The following is a 17,844-nucleotide window of genomic DNA, read 5'->3' on the forward strand; positions in this document are numbered from 1 at the left end:
TCGCAATCTTCCGGACTTTTTCCGAGGGTGTCCGTGTGTCTGGGTGTCCGTGTGCCAAGTCTCCGCGTGTGCCGCGTGCCCGGGTGGGTCTGCGTGCCCGGGTGGGTCTGCGTGCGGAGCGAGGGTTACGCGTCGGCGGGTGCGGACTTCTTCGTCTGCGCCGGGGCAGCCTGCTGGGGCGTCTCAGGGGCGGTGTAGAAGACGGAGCTGCCCTGCTTGCCGCGCTGTGCCTGGGTGCGGGCGACGAGCCCTTCGAGGGTGGTGCGAATGACGGTCGTCTTGATGTTGCGGTCGGGATGGGCCTGGTCGAGGGCTGTGGCGATCTCGGCTGCCGAGCGCGGTTCACTCTGTTCGCCGAGGTGACTGCGGACCAGGTCGACCAGTTTCGGCTGCTTGGTCTTCGCCGTAACGCCCTTTCCCGCAAGCGGGGTCGCGGCCTGCTTCTTGGCCGGGCCGCGACGCGAGGCCGAGCCGGTCTTCTTCGCCCGCCCCCGGGTGCCGGTGCCGGTGCTGGTGCTGGTGCCGGGCGCGGTGGCCGACTCGGTGCGCGGGGTGGGCACGCCGGTGTGCTCCGTCGCGGCCGCGGGCTGCGGCTGGGACTGGGTAGCCGGTGCGGCATCGATCACGCTCTGGATGCTGACCAGTACCTGTTGGTCGCGCTGGAGCGCGGCCAACAGCTCCTGCAGTCCGGCGATTTCCGCCTCGATACGTTCCTGCTCTTTGGTGTTGCGTTCGAGGTCGGTGGTGACTTGGGCGGTGTACTGCGACGTCAGTTCGGTGGGCGAGATGTTCTCGGACATGAGATGCACAACCTTTCCTTGGGCCGGGGCCGCACGGAGAGCCCCGACGTATGTCGGCGCTGTCCCGGACTGTCACCGGAAGGGCGGCAGTACCAGCCATGAATGGGGCCTGCCGTGTCGATAGTACGGACAACCAGCAACGGGATGTTCTCCCTGCATACATCTGATCGACCTCCTCCGGTCTGTGTGCCCGCGCGCCTCGGGCCGCCGGCCATGTGCCGAGGGCGAGTACGGCGCTGTCACACCGCCACGGCGGCCGCATCCCCGCGCACGTGCCGACCCGGCTGGACCTCGCCACCGGACTCCCGCAGAGGGCCAACTGCCGTCACTTGAACCGTTGTTGAGCCTGAATAGAAGGTGCCGGACACCTTCTGTTTCCTCAGTGGTAACGGAATTCGTGCATAGGCCGGCACGTATTCGAAATTGAGTGCCCCTTTTTCCGGTGGCTGCACAACCAACCAAGAACATGGCCCGTCTAAGTCGGCGAATTGACGACGTTCGGGGGCTGCAATCCCCGGTCGGGGCGCCATGCGTCCCGGATGTTTCTGGGGGCCTGCCACGTATGGATGGTTCGACTCTGCGCAGGGCGGTGCCACTCGGTGGCCCTGCGCACCGGAGTGCACAGCGGCGAGCGGACAGGGGCTGGGTGTGAGTTCGACAGCCCGTCCGGAAGTGAAGACCGAGGCCGGCCTCGGTGGCGAGGGGCAGCCCCTCGCCGGGCCGGGCCTGCCAGCCGGCCGATCCCACGACCGCCTTGGGTGGCTCCGGCTGCCGCGGGCGAAAGGACCGAGGCAGGCCGCTGCCCTGTTCGCGGCACTGCTCACCGTGACCGTGTTGTGCGCCGGCGACGCCGTGGCCCGTAGCTACCCCTTCGGCCCGCGTACGCGCAGCGTCAACGACCTGGGCAACCAGTACGTGCCGTATCACGCGCACTTGTGGGATCTGCTGCACGGGCGGGCCGACGGCGGACTGTTCGTCAACTGGCAGTCCGGATACGGCGCCAGCTTCCTGCCCGACCTCGGCACGTACCTCACCAGCCCGTTCGCTCTGCTCGTGGCGGTGTTTCCGCGGGACGAGATCGATCTCGCGGTGTATGTGATCACCGTGCTGAAGATCGCGTCCGCCGGCGCCGCCATGGCCTGGCTGCTGCTCTGCCTGCGCCCCGGCCGCTGGTGGGCGGCGGGACTGCTGGGCGCCTCCTACGCCCTGTGCGGCTGGACCGTGGCGAGCGCCGTGTACAACCTGATGTGGCTCGACGGTCTGATCGCCCTGCCGCTGCTGTGCCTGGTCGGCGAATGGGTGCTGAACGGACGGCGTCCGCTTCTCGGGGTGTTGGTCGTGGCGGCCGCCTGGATCGCCAACTTCTACACGGCGTACATGGCCACCCTCGCCGCCGCTCTGGTGCTGCTCCTGCGGCTGTTGCTTTCTGGTCTGCCGCGCCGCCGCAGGTTCACCGCGGCGGGACGCGCGGGCCTGACCGTGGCACTCGGCATGGGCCTGGCCGCGCCGGTGGTGACGGTGGTGTACTTCGGCACCACGCACGCCTCCCCGGGCAGATTCACCCAGTTCACGCCGGTGGCTACGGAGGACCTGCTGGCACGCCTGCTGCCGACGACGTACAGCTTCGGTTCGCCGGCTCTCTACGTGGGCACCACGGCCCTGCTGCTGGCTCTCGCCCTGCCCTTCCACCGGGCAGCGCCCCGGCAGGTGCGCACCGGGTGGACCCTGCTCGTGGTGGGCGTCACGCTGTCGTTGCAGTGGGGCCCCACCCAGTTGCTGTGGCACGCCTTCACCCCACCGCAGGGAAGTTCGTACCGCGAGACCTTCGTGGTGTGCGCACTGCTCGTGATCGCCGCCTGGCACACGCTCTCCTACGGGCCGCCCGACCGACGCGCGCTGGGTGCGGCCGTCGCGGTGCTCGCCCTGATCGCCGCCTACGCGAGCCGGAGCGACCTGGTGCGCCCCTTCGCATGGCCGGTCCTGCTGACGGCCGCCGCGGGTGCGCTGGGCGGACTGGCCCTGCTCGCCCGCACGGACGGCAGACCTACCGCGGGTACCGGGCGGCGCACCGGCCCGGCCGTCGTCGCCGTGCTGCTGCTCGTGGGCACGCAACTCGGCGAGGCCACCGCCACCTCCGCCGTGGCCACCCGGATGCGGCTCGGGCACATGGACGACTACGCACCTTGGGGAGACCGGCGGGAGCAGCAGGCGGAGGCGATAGCCCAGGCCGACGGCTGGCCCCGCTACCGCACCGACCCGGGCCGCGAACAGACCGTTGGCAACGACCCGTTGCTGGTGGGCGGCCAGGGTGCCCAGTACTACAGCAGCCACACCTCCGACATCCTCTTCCGCACCCTCACCGCCCTCGGGGGCGGCTGGACCTCGGGGGGTCGCAGCCTGCAGAGCCTGGACAATGCCGTGACGGACGTGATCTTCTCCGTCGGTGCGCGGGTGCACTCCCCGCCGGACCCGCACCAGAACTGGTTCCCGCAGGACGGCAGCCGGGTGACCGTGTCCCGGCAGGACGTACCACCGCTGGTCACGGTACGACCGTCCGCTGCCACCGCCCGCACGGGTGTGTCCGGTTTCGGCCCCTCGCCCTACCGCAACCAGGAACTGCTGCTGGGCACCCGTGTCTACAACGTGCCCCGCCTCACCGTACGCACCAGTACCGGCAAGCCGCCGTACCGCGTCGGCGGTGAGCGTCCGGGCGTGCGCATCGGTGCTCCCAACCCCGGAACCGCCGTAGCGAAGCCGACCATCACGGCCCGGTGCCCGGCAGACAGCGAGGTGTACCTGTGGGCACCGCACTTCGCGGGCACCGCACGGCTCACCGGTGACTCCGCCCACGGCCTGACCGGCCGCTTCCGGTCCGACCCCGTCACCAAGATCGCCGCCATGCAACGGCTCGGCACCGTCCCGGCGTCCGGTCGGCTGAGGATCGAGTTGTCGCCCAACCAGACGGGCAGCGTCCCGGACGGCGCGGTCGGCTGCCTCGACACGGCCCGGCTGCACACCACCGTCGAACGCCTCAAAACCACCGGCGCCACCGACGTGACCGTCTTCGGCGCCACAATCCGGGCCAAGCTCCCCGCAGGCACGGCAGGCACGGCAGGCACGGCAGGCACGGCAGGCACGGCTGTCATCGCGGCGCCTCGGATAGCCGGCTGGCGGTGCGCCACGGACGGCGCGTCGGCCACCCCGGCGGGGGAGTACTACGGCCTGGTCGCGGTCCCCCTCTCCGCTTCCGCAACCAGCCTCACGTGCACGTTCCACCCACCCGGCCTACGTCTGGGTATGGCCGTGGGTGCCACATCACTGGTGACACTGCTCCTGCTCTGCACCCTCACCGTCGTCCGCCGACGCCGTGCCACCAAGCGGTGACTGATGTTCTGAGATCAGCGCTGAGGCCCGAGGCGCGGGTCAGGGCAGCCGGGGGAGCGAGTCCCGTGCCGTGTGGCTGAGGATGCGAAGGTCTTCCGCGAACCGCTCACGGTCATCGGCGGGGAGCGGTTCCACGAGGTGCCGCTTGATGTTCTCGACGTGGATCCGGGAAGCGCGGACCGTCGTCTCCTCGCCCAGCGGCGTGAGCCGCACCAGCTTCGCGCGCCGGTCGTCGGGGGCTTCCGCACGCGCCACGAGCCCCGCCGCCTCCATGCGGTCCACCAGCCGGGTGGCGCCGCCCGTGGTCAGTACCTGCTCCTGGGCGATGGCCCGCATCGACAGGCCCGGCCTACCGGCCCGCCCGAGGATCAGCAGGACCTCGAACATCAGATGGCTGATCCCGCACTCGGTCTCCAGGGCGCGCCCGAGGATGTACTCCAGCCGGTTCGCCGCCCCCTGCAGCCGTCCGAACGCGAGAATCAACTCGTGATCCGCAGCCTGCTTCGCCGTCCCGATCCCCGCCTGCTCGATCACGGCCTCGCCGCCCCCTCGTGTCGTCCCGGATATCACCGTACCGATCATCCCCTGGCCTGCACGCGGCGGCGGCCGATCACGGGCATGCCCTGTTCCTCGTGGCCGCGTCGAGCTCGCAGGAACTGTCCCAGAAGGTTGTCGCTGTCCATGTCATCGACAGTAGCCCCGCGCCACATCCGAGTCAGCCGCGCAAGGTGGCCGCGATACTCCTACGATCGCCTCGCCCGGTTGTAAGGGGCGCAGAGCGGCTGTCACTCGTATGCTCGAATGTCCCACTGAGACATGAGTCGCAGCGGGATAAATGTCCCGATGGGACATCGTGAGTTATTGTCAGAGCATGACGGCGATGACGGCGACGAACCCTTCCCTCACCTCTTCGGCCGCGACGGGCGGAGACCCCGCGGAGGACCGCAGGCAGCGGAAGGCCCGGCAGACCCGGGAGACGATGGCGGCCGCGGCCATCGATCTGATCCTCGAGCGCGGTCTCGCGAACGCCACCGTCGAGGCGATCGCCGAGTGCGCCGACGTCACGCGCCGCACCTTCAGCCGTCACTTCAGCGGCAAGGAGGACGCGGCCCTCGACTTCACCCGCGCCGACGGGGACCGTATCAACGCCGCCCTGCGTGACCGCCCGTCCCATGAGCCGCCGCTCGTCGCCTACCGCGAGGCCGTCGGGGAGTGGCTCGCCGCCCGCTCCTCCGCACCGGGCGCCACGGCATCCGAGCGCTGGCACGCCCTGCTGCGGCTGACGGACACCGAGCCGACCCTCTTCGCCGCGTACGAGCGGATACGGGTCGACGCTCAGGACGAGTCCGTCGCGATCATCGCGGACCGGCTCGGCACCGACCCCGCCCGGGACCTGCGCCCGGCCGTGGTCGTCGGCGCCGCCGCAGGGGTGCTCACGGCGGCCCTGCGCGCCTGGGCCCGCGAGGACCACGGGGACGTGGCAAGCCTTCCCGAATGGGTGAACCGGGCCTACGACGCGCTCAGCGAACAAGTGGGCCTGTACCAGGCGTAGTCCGGCGCCCGTCGGACGCCGAACGCCCGCTGAAACAAAGGAGTCGCATCATGAAGGCACTGCAATACAGGCAGATCGGCGCAGCCCCCGAGGTCGTGACCGTCCCGGATCCGGAGGCCGGCCCCGGCCAGGTGCTGGTGAAGATCACCGCCGCTGGAGCATGCCACTCCGACATCGCGGTGATGAGCTGGCCCGCCGAGGCCTTCCCGTACGCGCTTCCCCTCACCCTCGGCCACGAGGGCGTCGGCACGGTGGCAGCACTCGGCCCCGGCGTGACCGGTTTCGCCGAAGGCGACGCCGTCGCCGTGTACGGCCCGTGGGGCTGCGGCACCTGCGCCAAGTGCGCGGAGGGCAAGGAGAACTACTGTCTGCGGGCCGACGCCCTGGGTATCCGCCCGCCCGGCCTGGGCCGCCCCGGCTCCATGGCCGAGTACCTCCTCGTGGACGACCCCAGGCACCTGATCCCGATCGGGGGGCTCGACCCGGTCGCCACCGCGCCGCTGACGGACGCGGGCCTGACCCCGTATCACGCGATCAAACGCTCTCTGCCCAAGCTGCTGCCCGGCTCGACAGCCGTCGTCATCGGCACCGGCGGGCTGGGGCACGTCGCCATCCAGCTGCTGCGGGCGATGACCGCGGCCCGTGTCATCGCCCTGGACGTGAGCGAGGACAAGCTGGCTCTTGCCCGCACGGTCGGTGCCCACGAGGCGGTCCTGTCCGACGCACGAGCGGCCGGAGTCATCCGCGAGTTGACCGGTGGTGTCGGCGCCCAGGCGGTGTTCGACTTCGTCGGTGCCGAACCCACGGTGAAGACCGCTGCCGCCGTAGCGGCCGTGGAGGCCGACATCAGCATCATCGGCATCGGGGGAGCCGCCCTGCCCGTCGGCTTCGGCCTCCTGCCCTTCGAGGTCTCCGTCTCCGCCCCGTACTGGGGCAGCCGCGGTGAACTGATCGAAGTCCTCGACCTGGCCCGGACCGGCGCCCTCTCCCTCCACACCGAGACCTACTCCCTGGACGAGGCCCCCCTCGCCTACGAGCGGCTGCACGCCGGACAGGTGACCGGCCGCGCCGTGATCCTCCCGGGCGGCTGATCCTCGGCGCCCCCTGGAAATCCCTCCCCGCACCGGAAAGAAGCAGCGAGCACCGTGAGCACCACCGAAAACCCCACCGCGACCCCGACCTCCGACGGTGCCGCGGCCCCGATCGAATTCGGGGGCAGGACGGCGTTGGTCACCGGCGCCGCCTCGGGCATCGGCCTCGCCGTCGCCCGCCGCCTGGGCCAGGGGGGAGCCGCCGTCGTCATCGCCGACCACAACCTCGAAGGCGCCGAGGCGGCGGTCGCGCAGCTGGCGTCGGAGAACATCACCGCGGCCGCCGTACATGTGGACGTCACCGACGCCGCCTCGGTCGAGGCCGCCGTCGGCTTCACCGTGGACACCTTCGGCGCCCTGCACCTCGCGGTGAACAACGCGGGCATCGGCGCCGACAGCCAGCCCGTCGGCGAGCACGACCTCGACGTCTGGAACCGCGTCGTCCGCACGGACCTGGACGGCGTCTTCTATTCGATGCGCTACGAGATCATCGCCATGCGAGCCGCGGGCGCCGGAGCCATCGTCAACGTCGCGTCCATCCTCGGCACCGTCGGCTGGGCGGGCTCGGCCGCCTACGTCGCCGCCAAGCACGGAGTCGTCGGCCTGACCAAGTCCGCCGCGCTCGAGTACGCCGACAAGGGAGTCCGTATCAACGCGGTCGGCCCCGGGTTCATCGAGACCCCCGCCCTGCAGGCCATGGACCAGGACGCCTACAACGGTCTCACCGCGCTGCACGCCACCGGCCGCCTCGGCCGCCCCGAGGAGGTCGCCGACCTGGTTGCCTTCCTCCTCTCCGACCGCGCGTCCTTCATCCACGGCAGCTACCACCTGGTGGACGGCGGGTACACCGCCCGCTGACCGGGCGCGGACCGAGCGGCGGGGGGGGGGCCGGGCCCCCCCCCCCCCCCCCCCACCGCCCCCCCCCCCCCCCCCCCCCGGGGGCGGGGGGGGGCCCCCCCCCCCCCGGGGGGGGGGGGCGGGCGGGGGGGGGGGGCCCCCCCCCCCCCCCCCCCCCCGCCGCTGCTCATGGCCGCGCTCGCCCGCCCTCCGTATGTGAGACGGGCGGGCACGCCGCCTGATCGCGTCACCGGCAGCACCGCGCTCGTCGACTTCGTCCGCGAGCCGCGCGACACGGCAGCCTTCCTCCCGCCCGAAGTCCCGCCCGCAGTGCCACGCGCACCCGACGCGTCAACAAGGGTGGCTGACATCAGCGGAAGAGGCCCCTGGCCCGCGGTGACGCGGGTCAGGGGCCCCTGTGACGATCAGCCTGCGTCAGCCGTCGGACTCAGACGACGGGATGTAGGCGCCGGGCACGTCCTTCGGCGCGAAGATCTTGTCCTCGCCCGGGTACGGCTTCTTCCAGCCGTGCGTCTGGTACCACGTGAAGTGGTTCATCTGCGCGGGGTTGGCATAGTCGGGCACGGCGTTCGGCCCGGTCAGCCGCTGCTTCGACTTCCAGGTGTCCCACTGCGACGCGAGCGCCTGCTCATCCGCCGGCACCTTGGCCGACGGCACGGCAGCCGCACTCGGGTCCTGCCGCGCCGGGGTGTCCACGCCGCAGGCGGGCGGGGTCTTCAGACCGTCGGTCAGCGGGATCCGGTTGGGCAGCGCCTTGAACGGCGTGTAGACCGGGCGCGGGGTGAACGCCCCACGCATCGGGCTGGCCGCGCTGTCCTTCTGGTTCATCGGGTGGATCCCGAGGATCTGCTCGATGGTCCGGATCATCGTGATCTGCGAGTAGTAGTGGTTGTCCACGGTGCCGCGCTGGGCCCAGGGGCTGATGATCTGGACCGGGGCACGGTGGCCGTCGACGTGGTCGAGGCCGGCCTGGGAGTCGTCCTCGACGACGAAGATCGCCGAGTCCTTCCAGTACTTGCTGTGAGAGATCTCGTCGACGATCCGGCCGGTCGCGAGGTCGTTGTCCGCGACCTGCGCCGGCGCGTTCGCCGGGCCGCCGGTGTGGTCGCTGGAGAGCCAGAACATGTTGAGGTTCGCCGGCCCGTTCTTCTTGAAGTCCTGCTTCCAGATCTCGGACCGGTAGATGTCCGGGACGCTGGTGTCGAACTTCGGGAAGCCGGGCACCGACACGCTGTTGAGCGACGGGATCGGCGAGGACGAGTTCAGCGGGTAGGCGGTGTCCTGCCCGGTCGCCGCCATGTTCTTGGAGTCGCAGTACAGGTTCTGCCAACTCGCGTCCGGCGGTTTGGTCAGGAACTGCTGGAACTCACCGAAGTCCCGCACGGACTTTCCGACCGCCTGCGCACCGGTCCACAGGAAGCCGGTCCGCTGGTGACCGAGAGCGTCGTCCTCGGTGTCGTAGCTGCGCTGGTACTCGCCGGCCGAGGACTCGGTGTACTCCGGATCGTCGGCCTGCATCAGCCAGTTGTGGCCCTCGGCGGAGTTCGTGCCGATGTCGTACGTGTTGTCGTACAGACCGAACTGTTCGGCCATGGCGTGCTGGTTCGGCGTCACGTTCTCGCCGAACTCCGCCAGCGACGGGTCGCCGTTGCCCTTCGTGACGTCACCGAAGAGCTGGTCGTAGGTCCGGTTCTCCTTGACGATCAGGAAGACGTGCTTGATCGTCGACGGGTCGCCGAGCCGCTGCGGAACCGGCACCGGCTTCGCGTGGCTCACGCCCTTGGTCTGCGTGACCGAGCCGCCGGTCCAGCCGTTCTGCTGGAAGACCTTGGCCGTCTGGGACTTGACGACGCCGTCGCTCGGCAGCGTGAACCGCTGCAGGCTCGACGTGGTGTCGTGCGTGGCGTGCCCGGCGCCGGTGGTGGGACGGCGGGCGTCGATGCCACGGGTGTTGGAGACGACCACCTTGTCGCCGACGGTGGCGATCTCCGCGGGGAAGTAGTCCGTCGGGAGCAGGCCCACGTAGCTGACCGGCTCCTGCGGGCTCGAGTACCGGTAGACGGCGACCGCGTTGGCGCGGCCCAGCGTCACCAGCAGGTGACCGTCGTCGGTGAGCGTCACCGCGTCGGGCTCGTAGCCCACCGACGCCTCCGGCCACGGCTGGGTGGCGATGGTCTGCACGACCTTGTCGCTCGCCGTGTTGATGACCGACACGTCGTTGGTGGCCGTGTTGGTGACGAACAGCGCGCCCTTCTTGGCGTACAGTGCGGTCGGGTGCAGACCGACGTTGACGCTTCCGACGGCGGCGGACGCGTTCGCCAGGTCGATGACGCTGACCGTGCCCGTGGTGGTGGCCGCCGTCTTCGGGTCGGCCGGTACCTGGGTGCCGTACGAGTTGATGGTGGTGTCACCGGGCTTCGCCGGACGCCCGCCCTCGTTGCTGACGTAGAGCTTGTCGCCGACCTTGACCAGGTCACGCGGAGCGTTGCCCACGGCCCAGCTCTGCTTGATGGCCCCGGTCGCCGCGTTGATGGCGACCACGCGGTTCTGGCCGTTGACGGCGGAGTACACGGTGGAGCCGTCGGGTGAGAACACCGCCTCACCCACCAGAGCGTGCTTGGCACCGTCCGCCGGGATCTTGACGAACGTCGGGCCGGCGACACTGCCGTCCGGGTTCACGGTGAACCTGGTGTAGCCGTCGGTCTGTCCCAGCCACAGCTGTGAACCGTCGGGCGAGTACGTGGGGCCCTCCTGGCCCACGCTGTTGCCGCTGATGCGCGGGCTCGACGACGCGGAGCTGCCGACGAGTTGCTGCACCTTCCAGGTCTTCAGGTCCGTGATGGCCAGCGCACTCCCACCGTCGGTGACCGAGGCCGCGAGGTGGGTGCCGTCCGGGCTGACCGAGGACGACATGATCTTGCCGTTGTTGACGACGAGGCGTTCGCCGTACGGGGCGATGTACTGGTCGCTGGAGATGACCTGGCCCCGATCGGTGGCCTGGCCGACCTGGTCGGTGCCGAACTGGTGGGTCTGGGCGAAGGAGCTGCCGGCGGCGACGAGGGCCACGGCGGTGGCACCCGCCGTCAGCAGGGGGGTACGGCGGCCGAGGGGTCTGCCGAGAAAGGCGAAACGGTCCTTCTCGACACGCCTACGGCGGCGTCTTACCTGCATGGGGTTATCCCTTCGGGGTGGCGGACAGCAGTTCGACGTTGCCGTCGAACTGCCAGAGCGGGTTCGGTGCGTCCCCGTTCGGGGTCCGCACCAGGAAGTAGCCGTTCACTTCCTTCGGTCCGTCGCCGTCGGCGACGAACCGCCCGTCGGAGGTGACGTCGAGTTGGTAGACAGCCGTACCGACGGCCTCGACGTCGGGGAGATGCCAGGAGACGACGCAGCGCCAGTCGTTGCCCGGTCCCTCGGCGGTGACGTGGCCCGCGCCCTTGTTGCACGCCGCCGTGGCCCGCAGTTGCGCCTCGGTGACGTCCGGGCGGTTGAGCTGCTCGGTCTGCAGCCGGTAGAGGTGGGCGAACGCCGTGCCGACCGACCGTTGCACCTTGTTCTGGCGGATCCCGGAGCCCACGGACTCGGTCGCCACGGCGACGACCGTGACCGTGAGGGCGAGCAGTCCGGCCAGCGGCAGGAGCCCGGTGGTGAGCGCGCGACGCCCCGAGGTGTCGTCGGTCGGGTTGGTGAAGTCGCGCCGCAGGAAGAGCAGACAGGCCAGCGCGGTCGCGAGCACGGCCCACACCAGGCTGACAACGATGCCGATCAGCAGCGGGCCGACCTGTGCCGGGCTGGTGAACAGACCGTTCCAGGCGATGAAGGCGTAGCTCGGCAGGGCGAGCCGTACGGCGACGGGCAGCGGCAGCATCTGGGCGACCTGCATCGCGAGCGCGGCGAGGGCCGGCAGTAGCAGCCCCATCGGCGACCGTCCCAGGGCGACCGACCCGAGGAGCCCGATCCCGGCGAGGGCCAGGGTCGGGGCGAGCACGCAGACCCAGGCGAGGAGGACCTTCCCGGCGGCGTCCGCCGGTGCCAGCAGGCGGCCGTCGAGGCCGATCAGCGGATGGTCGCCGACCGCCACGATCCCGCCGACCGTACTGGAACCGGCCAGCCCGGCCACGAGCAGCAGAATGACGCTGAGGCTGGCCAGTGCCTTCGCCGCGAAGATCCGTCGAGGCGACCGGACCGCCACGAGCAGATGGCGCCAGGTGCCGAGCCGGTCCTCGGAGGCGAACACGTCGCCCGCGACCACCGAGGTCAGCAGCGGGAGCGCCCAGGTGCCCGCGAAACCGAGCGTCACCAGCGGTCCGGCCCACCCCGTGGTGTGCATCCAGCGGCCGAAGAGAGTGTCCGTGGGGAGCGTGCTCTGCCGGCTCACCGCGGCGACGAACAGCGCCGGCGCGATCCAGCAGGCGAGGACCAGCAAACGGATCCGCCATTGCGAAACCAGCTTGACCAGCTCGAAGCGGTAACTGCGCGACAACGGGGCGCAGCGGGCCGCGTCGGCGTGGTCGGCCGCGATGGTCGTGGTCATCGGCCGGTCTCCTCCTGCTCGGTGAGGGCGAGGAACGCTGCCTCGAGCGGCGACACCACGGGGGTGAGTTCGCGCACCGAGATCCCCGCGTGCACGAGCCGCACCACCAGGTCGTCCAGGGCGGGCACCAGCGCGCGCACGACGAGCGCCTCGGCACCCTGCCGTGCCCCGCCGCCGTCGACGAGGTGGATCCCGGCGGTGTCGACCGCCTCCCGGCGGGCGGCCTGCGCGTCGGAGGTGCGCAACCGGTAGTCGAGTTCGCGGCTCTCGGCGGCCAGTTTGCTCAACGGGCCGGAGAAGACGACTCGTCCGGTCGCGAGGATGGTGACCTCGGAGCACAGCGCCTCGAGGTCGTCCATGCGGTGGCTCGAGAGCACGACGCTGGCCCCGTCCGCCGCGAGCCGGCTGAGGACACGGTGCACGTGCCGTTTGCCCACCGGGTCGAGACCGTTGGACGGTTCGTCGAGCACGAGCAGCCGTGGCCTGGTGAGCAGGGCGGCGGCGAGCCCGAGCCGCTGACGCATGCCCAGGGAGAAACCGCGGGCCCGGTCGTCGGCGACATCGGTGAGCCCCACCTGGGCGAGCACGTCGTCGATTCCCGCTGTCCGCGCGTCGCTGCCGCGCAGAGCGGCGAGGGCGGTGAGGTTCTGCCGGGCGGTGAGCGAGGGGTAGAGGCCGGGCCCGTCCACGAAGCCGGCGACACCGTCGGGAACGGCGAGTGCCCGGCCGATCGGCGTCCCCAGGATCTCCAGACGGCCGCCGTCGGCGACGGCCAGGCCCAGCAGGAGGCCGAGCAGCGTCGTCTTGCCTGCGCCGTTCGGTCCCACCAAGCCATGTATCTGCCCCTGCGTCACATTCAGGTCGATGCCGTCGAGCGCGACGACGTCGCCGAAACTTTTGGTGATCCCGCGAGCCCGGACTGAATGGGGTGTTTCCATGGGTCCCTTCTTCTTACGAAGCCTTCAGGGACCTTAGGGACTGTTTGGAGCGCAAGCAGGTACGGTGGATTGAACGTTGATGGAACGGGAGAAGATCGGGCAGAAAATCGATCAGAAAATCCGGCCGATCCCGCGTCGATGACCTGCTGGTATGACCCGCAGTTTTTTTGGTGCCGGATCGAGGAGTGTCGGGGCGTCAGATATCTGGTAACTGTGCGCGCCCCGACCGATAGGACCCCTCTCAGGGTAAGGCGTCTGCCATTCCGAGTGCATGAATTACCCAGCACCGAGCCAGAATTGAGCAAAGCCCGGACGCGCGGAGTCCGTTCGAATCCATGGGGCGCACGTCGCCCCGTCGGCCCCCGAGACCGCCCCGCGACCATCGCCCGCGAGGCGGATGAGGGAGTATGGCCGATACATCTCACTTGCCCGGGAAGTGCCTGCGGCGGACGCGGGAACAAGGACCTGGACGATCCTCATTACCGCTGGTCAGGGGAGCTTTCCGGTTGCTTGACCACCCATCGGGACGGCCCGCCGGGGTGACAGCGTCAGGCGCGCATGTTCGCGCCACCGTCGATCGCCCATACCTGGCCGTTGATCCACTCGGCGTCGTCGGAGAGCAGGAAGGCCACGGCGGCGGCCAGGTCGCCGGGGCGACCCAGGCGGGTCGTGGGGACGTGCGACAGGAACATCTTCTGGAGCTGGACGTCGTTCTGCTCCTGCTGTGTTTCCCCCATGACGAGGCCTGGCATCACTCCGTTGCACCGCACACCCTCGGGGCCCCAGTTCTTGGCTATGTGACGCGTGAGCGCGTTGACGGCCGACTTCGAGGCTCCGTAGGCGGGGCGTTTGCCGTCGGTGGCGCTGACTGCGGCACCTGACGACGTGTTGACGATGCTGCCGCCGCCGTTCGCGAGCAGGTGGGGCAGGACGGCGCGTGCGGTCCGGACGAAGCCGACCACATTGACATCCAGGGTGCGCTGCCACACGTCGAAATCGGTGTCGAGCAGTGTCTTGTCACGCCCGAGGTTGCCCGGGGAGAGATCCGCGCCGACGTTGAAGAGGCCCTGGACGGCGCCGAACTCCTCGATCGTCTTCGCGACCATCGCGTTGACGGAGGACTCGTCGGCGAGATCGAAGGGCACCGCGATCGCTGAACCGCCCCTTTCGGTGATCTTGGTCGCGGTGGTCTGCGCGCCGGGCAGATTGATATCCCCGACGACGACGTTGGCGCCCTCCTCGGCGAGCCTGATCGCGGTGCCCGCTCCGATACCGGTCGCCGAGGACCGCAGCAGGCGGGCGCGGAGCATGTTGCACCGCGCCCTGTTCACCGTCTGAGGCCGGCAGGCCTCTCCAGGTGATCACCGATCCACGGCGAACCGCCCGTGGCCACCCTCAGGGCCGGCCGCTACGTTCCCTCAGGACCGCGCGCTCCGCACCCTCAGGTCAGGAACAGCTCGATGACCGGCACCGCCACCTCCGGCCGCTGCACCGGCAGCCGGAGCGTGAGTGTTCCCGACGGCGGCGCGGGCATCCGGGTGGTGTCCGGAGCCTGGCCCTCGTCGATGTGGTGGACGGCGATCTCCGAGGCGTCGTGCAGCAACTGGGCGTACCGCACCCGCCCGGCCAGTCCCGGCAGCTGCAGATGCCCGAACGGCCAGGCGAACAGATGGAGATAGAGCCGGTCGCCGCGCTGTGTGTAGCGGCAGTCGGGCGGCGCCGTGAACTCGCTCGGCCCGCAGCCGTACACCGCCCGGCCGTGCAGCCGCATCCACTCCCCGATGACCCGGACGGTCCGCTCGGCGCGCGCATCGATGAGACCCCGCCCGGTCGGGCCGACGTTCAGCAGCAGATTGCCGTCCTTGGCGACGGTGTCGACGAGCATCCGCACCAGCAGGTCGGGTGACTTGTCGTCGTGGTTGTCGCGGTCGTAGCCCCAGCTCCCGTTCAGTGTCTGGCACACCTCCCACGGCACCCGTGAGCCGTCGGCGGAGCGCAGCGGCTCGTCGGGCTGGTACTGCTCGGGGGTGACGAAGTCGCCGGGGATGTCGAGGCGGTCGTTCACCAGAATCCCCGGCTGCAACTGCCGGACCATGGCCAGCAGTTCTTCCGAACGCCAGTCGGCCGGCCCCTTTCCGTCCCAGGTGTCGGGCCTGCCCTCGTAGGAGAAGTCGAAGAAGAGGTAGTCGATCGTGCCGTAGCCGGTCAGCAACTCCCGTACCTGTGCGTGCAGATAGTCGGCGTACTTGCTGATGTCACGGTCCGCGTTCGCCGCCTTGAACTCCTCGTCGTCGCGTTGCGGATGGTGCCCGTCGACGGGGAACTGCGGATGGTGCCAGTCGAGCAGCGAATGGTAGAAGCCGACCCGCATGCCCCGGTCCCGTACGGCCTTCACGAGTGGTGCGATCAGGTCCTTTCCGTACGGGGTGTTGGTCACCTTGTAGTCGGTGTGGGTGGAGTCCCACAGGCAGAAGCCGTCGTGGTGCTTGGTCGTGATCACGAGGTAGCGCATCCCGGCGGCCTGGGCGAGCCGCGCCCACTCCTCGGGGTCGTAGAGATCCGGGTCGAAGTGGTCGAAGTAGGGCTGGTAGTCGTCGTCGGTGAGACGCTCGCGGTTCTTCACCCACTCGTGGCGGGCCGCGAGCGCGTACAGCCCCCAGTGCACGAACATCCCGAAGCGGGACTCGGCGAACCAGGCCCCGTCGCTGGTGGGGGATCCGTCGGACATTGCTGGTCCCTTCCTCTTGCTGTCTTTGCGTCTGTTCTTCCACCCGGCCGTGAAGCCGGGTTTCTTTCCGCGCCTACCGGCCGCCGAGGCCGCTGGTGGCGATGCCTCGGACGAGATGCTTCTGGAGGACGATGAGCAGCAGCGTCGTGGGCGCCATGGAGATCACGGACGCGGCCATGACCAGGTTCCACTGGGTGCCCTGCTGTCCGAAGAACAGTTGGAGGCCCAGGGGGATGGTCGCCTTCTGCTCCACCGAGTTGGTGATGATCAGCGGCCAGAGGAAGCTGTTCCAGTAGTTGATGAAGGTGAACACGGCGAGAACCGCGAGCGCCGGGCGCACCAGCGGCAGCATGATCTGCGCGAAGATCCGCACCTCGCCCGCGCCGTCCATCCGCGCGCTCTCCCCGATCTCGGCGGGAACGGTCAGGAAGAACTGTCGCAGCAGAAAAGTGCCGAACGCCGTGAAGGCCCAGGGAAAGATCAGTGCCTGGTAGGAGTCGACCCAGCCGATCCAGCGCATCAGCAGGAACATCGGTACGACCAGGACCTCCTGAGGGATCATCAGCGTCGCGAGAAACGTGATGAACAGCCCGTTCCGGCCCCGCCAGTGCAGCTTGGCGAAGGCGTACGCGGACATGCTCGACGCGGTCAGGACCACGAGCGTGCCGCAGGCGGCGACGAGGAAGCCGTTGAGGACGAACCGGCCCAGCGGCAGGAAGGTGAGGGCGTCCCGGTAGTTGGCCCACCGCAGCACCGAACCCCACAGCCTCGGGGGCGAGCCGAACACCTCGTCGGCAGGCTTGAGCGAGGTCGCGATCATGTAGACGAGGGGCGAGACGAAGGCCGCGGCGACGAGATAGATGAGCAGGTGCGAGACGACGAGCCGCGCCCGGTCGAGGCCCCATCCCCGGCCCTGGCCGAGACCACGGACTCCGGTCCTGCGGTCTGCTGTCTTGCGGCCTCCGGTTCCGCGGTCTGCCGTCCTGTGGCCTTCGGCGGTGATCGGTTCAGACGTCATAATTCACCCACCTGCGCTGGCCGACGAACTGCACGGCGGTGACCCCGAGGATGAGGACGAACAGGATCCAGGCGGCGGCGGAGGCGAGCCCGAACTGGAAGACGGAGAACCCCTGGTTGTAGACGAACATCATCAGTGTCTCCGTATCGGTCCCGGGGCCGCCGCCGGTCAGCAGGAACGGCTGGGTGAAGACCTGGAAGGAGGTGATGAGCGTCATCGTCGTGGCGAAGAAGAGCGCCGGTGAGATCAGCGGCAGCTTGATCCGCAGGAACATGCGCCACGGCCCGGCACCGTCGATCTGTGCCGCGTCCACGAGCTGCTGCGGGATCGCGTCGAGGGCGGCGGAGAACACGAGCATGTTGTAGCCGAAGCCCTGCCACACGCTCATCGCGACGACCGCGGCCATCGCCCACCCCCGCTCACCGAGGAAGTTGGGCGCATGGCTGCCGGTGACGGCCTTGACGGTGCCGTCGATCAGCCCGTCCGGCTGGTAGATCAGCCGCCAGACGATGACGTTGGCCACCATCGGTGTCACCACCGGCAGGAAGAACAGCACCCGCAGCAGCCGCTGCCCCCTGATGCGGGGCGTCAGCCACACCGCGAGCCCGACCGACACCACCAGATTCAGCGGCAGGTACAGCACGACGAACAGCACGGTGTTGAACAGGGCGCGGCGGAAGACCGGGTCGTTCAAGAGCCTCGTGAAGTTGCTGATCCCGGTGAACTCGTGGGGGCCGGCCGCCGGCCACTTGAAGAACGCGATCACCAACGACATCACGATGGGGAACAACGTGAACAGCGTCAGCCCGATCAGGCTCGGCGAGGCGAAGAAGGCGGCGGCCCGTCCGTCACCGCGGCGTCGGCGGGGGGCCGCGGGTCCCGGGAGGCGCACCGGCGCCCTCGTCCGGCGGCCCGGCCCGAGCAAGGTGCCGGACGGCATG

Annotated in this window: 13 protein-coding genes; 4 read left to right on the top strand and 9 right to left on the bottom strand. The window is 69.8% G+C overall.

Going from position 1 to position 17,844, the window contains the following annotated elements; all coding sequences use genetic code 11:
- Nucleotides 1–125: 125 nt before the first annotated feature.
- On the bottom strand, nucleotides 126–800 hold the full coding sequence (locus M2271_RS01640; protein WP_280885218.1) for a hypothetical protein: 675 nt from the start codon (nucleotides 798–800) through the stop codon (nucleotides 126–128).
- A 768-nt stretch (nucleotides 801–1,568) separates the two neighbouring features.
- Between M2271_RS01640 and M2271_RS01645 the strand changes: the two genes are divergently transcribed.
- Nucleotides 1,569–4,184, top strand: a complete 2,616-nt coding sequence (locus M2271_RS01645) for a YfhO family protein (protein WP_280885334.1) — start codon at nucleotides 1,569–1,571, stop codon at nucleotides 4,182–4,184.
- Between the two features lie 39 nt (nucleotides 4,185–4,223).
- On the opposite strand, the gene M2271_RS01650 is transcribed toward M2271_RS01645, so the two are convergent.
- Complete coding sequence (locus M2271_RS01650) at nucleotides 4,224–4,718, bottom strand: MarR family transcriptional regulator (RefSeq protein WP_280885335.1); 495 nt, start codon at nucleotides 4,716–4,718, stop codon at nucleotides 4,224–4,226.
- Nucleotides 4,719–5,064: 346 nt separating this feature from the next.
- On the opposite strand from M2271_RS01650, the gene M2271_RS01655 reads away from it, so the two are divergent.
- The 3 genes from M2271_RS01655 to M2271_RS01665 are packed head-to-tail and all read left to right on the top strand — an operon-like array spanning nucleotide 5,065 to nucleotide 7,685.
- A complete protein-coding gene (locus tag M2271_RS01655) occupies nucleotides 5,065–5,736 on the top strand; it encodes a helix-turn-helix domain-containing protein (RefSeq protein ID WP_280885336.1) in 672 nt (223 codons plus the stop codon).
- Between the two features lie 50 nt (nucleotides 5,737–5,786).
- Nucleotides 5,787–6,827 carry an NAD(P)-dependent alcohol dehydrogenase gene (locus tag M2271_RS01660; RefSeq protein ID WP_280885219.1) on the top strand — a complete coding sequence of 347 codons (1,041 nt, stop codon included), beginning with the start codon at nucleotides 5,787–5,789 and terminating at the stop codon, nucleotides 6,825–6,827.
- A 54-nt stretch (nucleotides 6,828–6,881) separates the two neighbouring features.
- Entirely contained in the window at nucleotides 6,882–7,685 is an 804-nt protein-coding gene (locus M2271_RS01665) for an SDR family NAD(P)-dependent oxidoreductase (protein ID WP_280885220.1), read from the top strand.
- A 414-nt stretch (nucleotides 7,686–8,099) separates the two neighbouring features.
- On the opposite strand, the gene M2271_RS01670 is transcribed toward M2271_RS01665, so the two are convergent.
- The 7 genes from M2271_RS01670 to M2271_RS01700 all read right to left on the bottom strand — a co-directional run bounded on the left by M2271_RS01670 (nucleotide 8,100) and on the right by M2271_RS01700 (nucleotide 17,843).
- On the bottom strand, nucleotides 8,100–10,856 hold the full coding sequence (locus M2271_RS01670; RefSeq protein ID WP_280885221.1) for a bifunctional YncE family protein/alkaline phosphatase family protein: 2,757 nt from the start codon (nucleotides 10,854–10,856) through the stop codon (nucleotides 8,100–8,102).
- A gap of 4 nt (nucleotides 10,857–10,860) precedes the next feature.
- Entirely contained in the window at nucleotides 10,861–12,219 is a 1,359-nt protein-coding gene (locus tag M2271_RS01675) for an ABC transporter permease (protein ID WP_280885222.1), read from the bottom strand.
- Nucleotides 12,216–13,157 (bottom strand): ABC transporter ATP-binding protein, encoded by a 942-nt coding sequence (locus M2271_RS01680; protein WP_280885223.1) that lies wholly within the window; start codon nucleotides 13,155–13,157, stop codon nucleotides 12,216–12,218. Before M2271_RS01680 ends, M2271_RS01675 begins: the two co-directional genes overlap by 4 nt.
- A gap of 548 nt (nucleotides 13,158–13,705) precedes the next feature.
- On the bottom strand, nucleotides 13,706–14,467 hold the full coding sequence (locus M2271_RS01685; protein WP_280885224.1) for an SDR family oxidoreductase: 762 nt from the start codon (nucleotides 14,465–14,467) through the stop codon (nucleotides 13,706–13,708).
- Between the two features lie 131 nt (nucleotides 14,468–14,598).
- Complete coding sequence (locus M2271_RS01690; RefSeq protein WP_280885225.1) at nucleotides 14,599–15,885, bottom strand: alpha-L-fucosidase; 1,287 nt, start codon at nucleotides 15,883–15,885, stop codon at nucleotides 14,599–14,601.
- 73 nt (nucleotides 15,886–15,958) lie between these two features.
- Nucleotides 15,959–16,903: a carbohydrate ABC transporter permease gene (locus M2271_RS01695; protein ID WP_280885226.1), complete on the bottom strand. Its 945-nt coding sequence runs from the start codon at nucleotides 16,901–16,903 to the stop codon at nucleotides 15,959–15,961.
- Entirely contained in the window at nucleotides 16,893–17,843 is a 951-nt protein-coding gene (locus M2271_RS01700; protein WP_280885227.1) for a sugar ABC transporter permease, read from the bottom strand. Before M2271_RS01700 ends, M2271_RS01695 begins: the two co-directional genes overlap by 11 nt.
- Between the last annotated feature and the right edge of the window lies 1 nt (nucleotide 17,844).

The organism is Streptomyces sp. LBL (assembly GCF_029893585.1).
Lineage (GTDB): Bacteria > Actinomycetota > Actinomycetes > Streptomycetales > Streptomycetaceae > Streptomyces.

What these genes read in the sequence shown, in the direction of transcription:
- M2271_RS01660 (WP_280885219.1), top strand. Translation starts at nt 5,787, where the DNA reads ATGAAGGCACTGCAATACAGGCAGATCGGCGCAGCCCCCGAGGTCGTG.
- M2271_RS01670 (WP_280885221.1), bottom strand. Translation starts at nt 10,856, where the DNA reads ATGCAGGTAAGACGCCGCCGTAGGCGTGTCGAGAAGGACCGTTTCGCC.
- M2271_RS01690 (WP_280885225.1), bottom strand. Translation starts at nt 15,885, where the DNA reads ATGTCCGACGGATCCCCCACCAGCGACGGGGCCTGGTTCGCCGAGTCC.
- M2271_RS01680 (WP_280885223.1), bottom strand. Translation starts at nt 13,157, where the DNA reads ATGGAAACACCCCATTCAGTCCGGGCTCGCGGGATCACCAAAAGTTTC.
- M2271_RS01700 (WP_280885227.1), bottom strand. Translation starts at nt 17,843, where the DNA reads ATGCCGTCCGGCACCTTGCTCGGGCCGGGCCGCCGGACGAGGGCGCCG.
- M2271_RS01695 (WP_280885226.1), bottom strand. Translation starts at nt 16,903, where the DNA reads ATGACGTCTGAACCGATCACCGCCGAAGGCCACAGGACGGCAGACCGC.
- M2271_RS01685 (WP_280885224.1), bottom strand. Translation starts at nt 14,467, where the DNA reads ATGCTCCGCGCCCGCCTGCTGCGGTCCTCGGCGACCGGTATCGGAGCG.
- M2271_RS01675 (WP_280885222.1), bottom strand. Translation starts at nt 12,219, where the DNA reads ATGACCACGACCATCGCGGCCGACCACGCCGACGCGGCCCGCTGCGCC.
- M2271_RS01640 (WP_280885218.1), bottom strand. Translation starts at nt 800, where the DNA reads ATGTCCGAGAACATCTCGCCCACCGAACTGACGTCGCAGTACACCGCC.
- M2271_RS01655 (WP_280885336.1), top strand. Translation starts at nt 5,065, where the DNA reads ATGACGGCGACGAACCCTTCCCTCACCTCTTCGGCCGCGACGGGCGGA.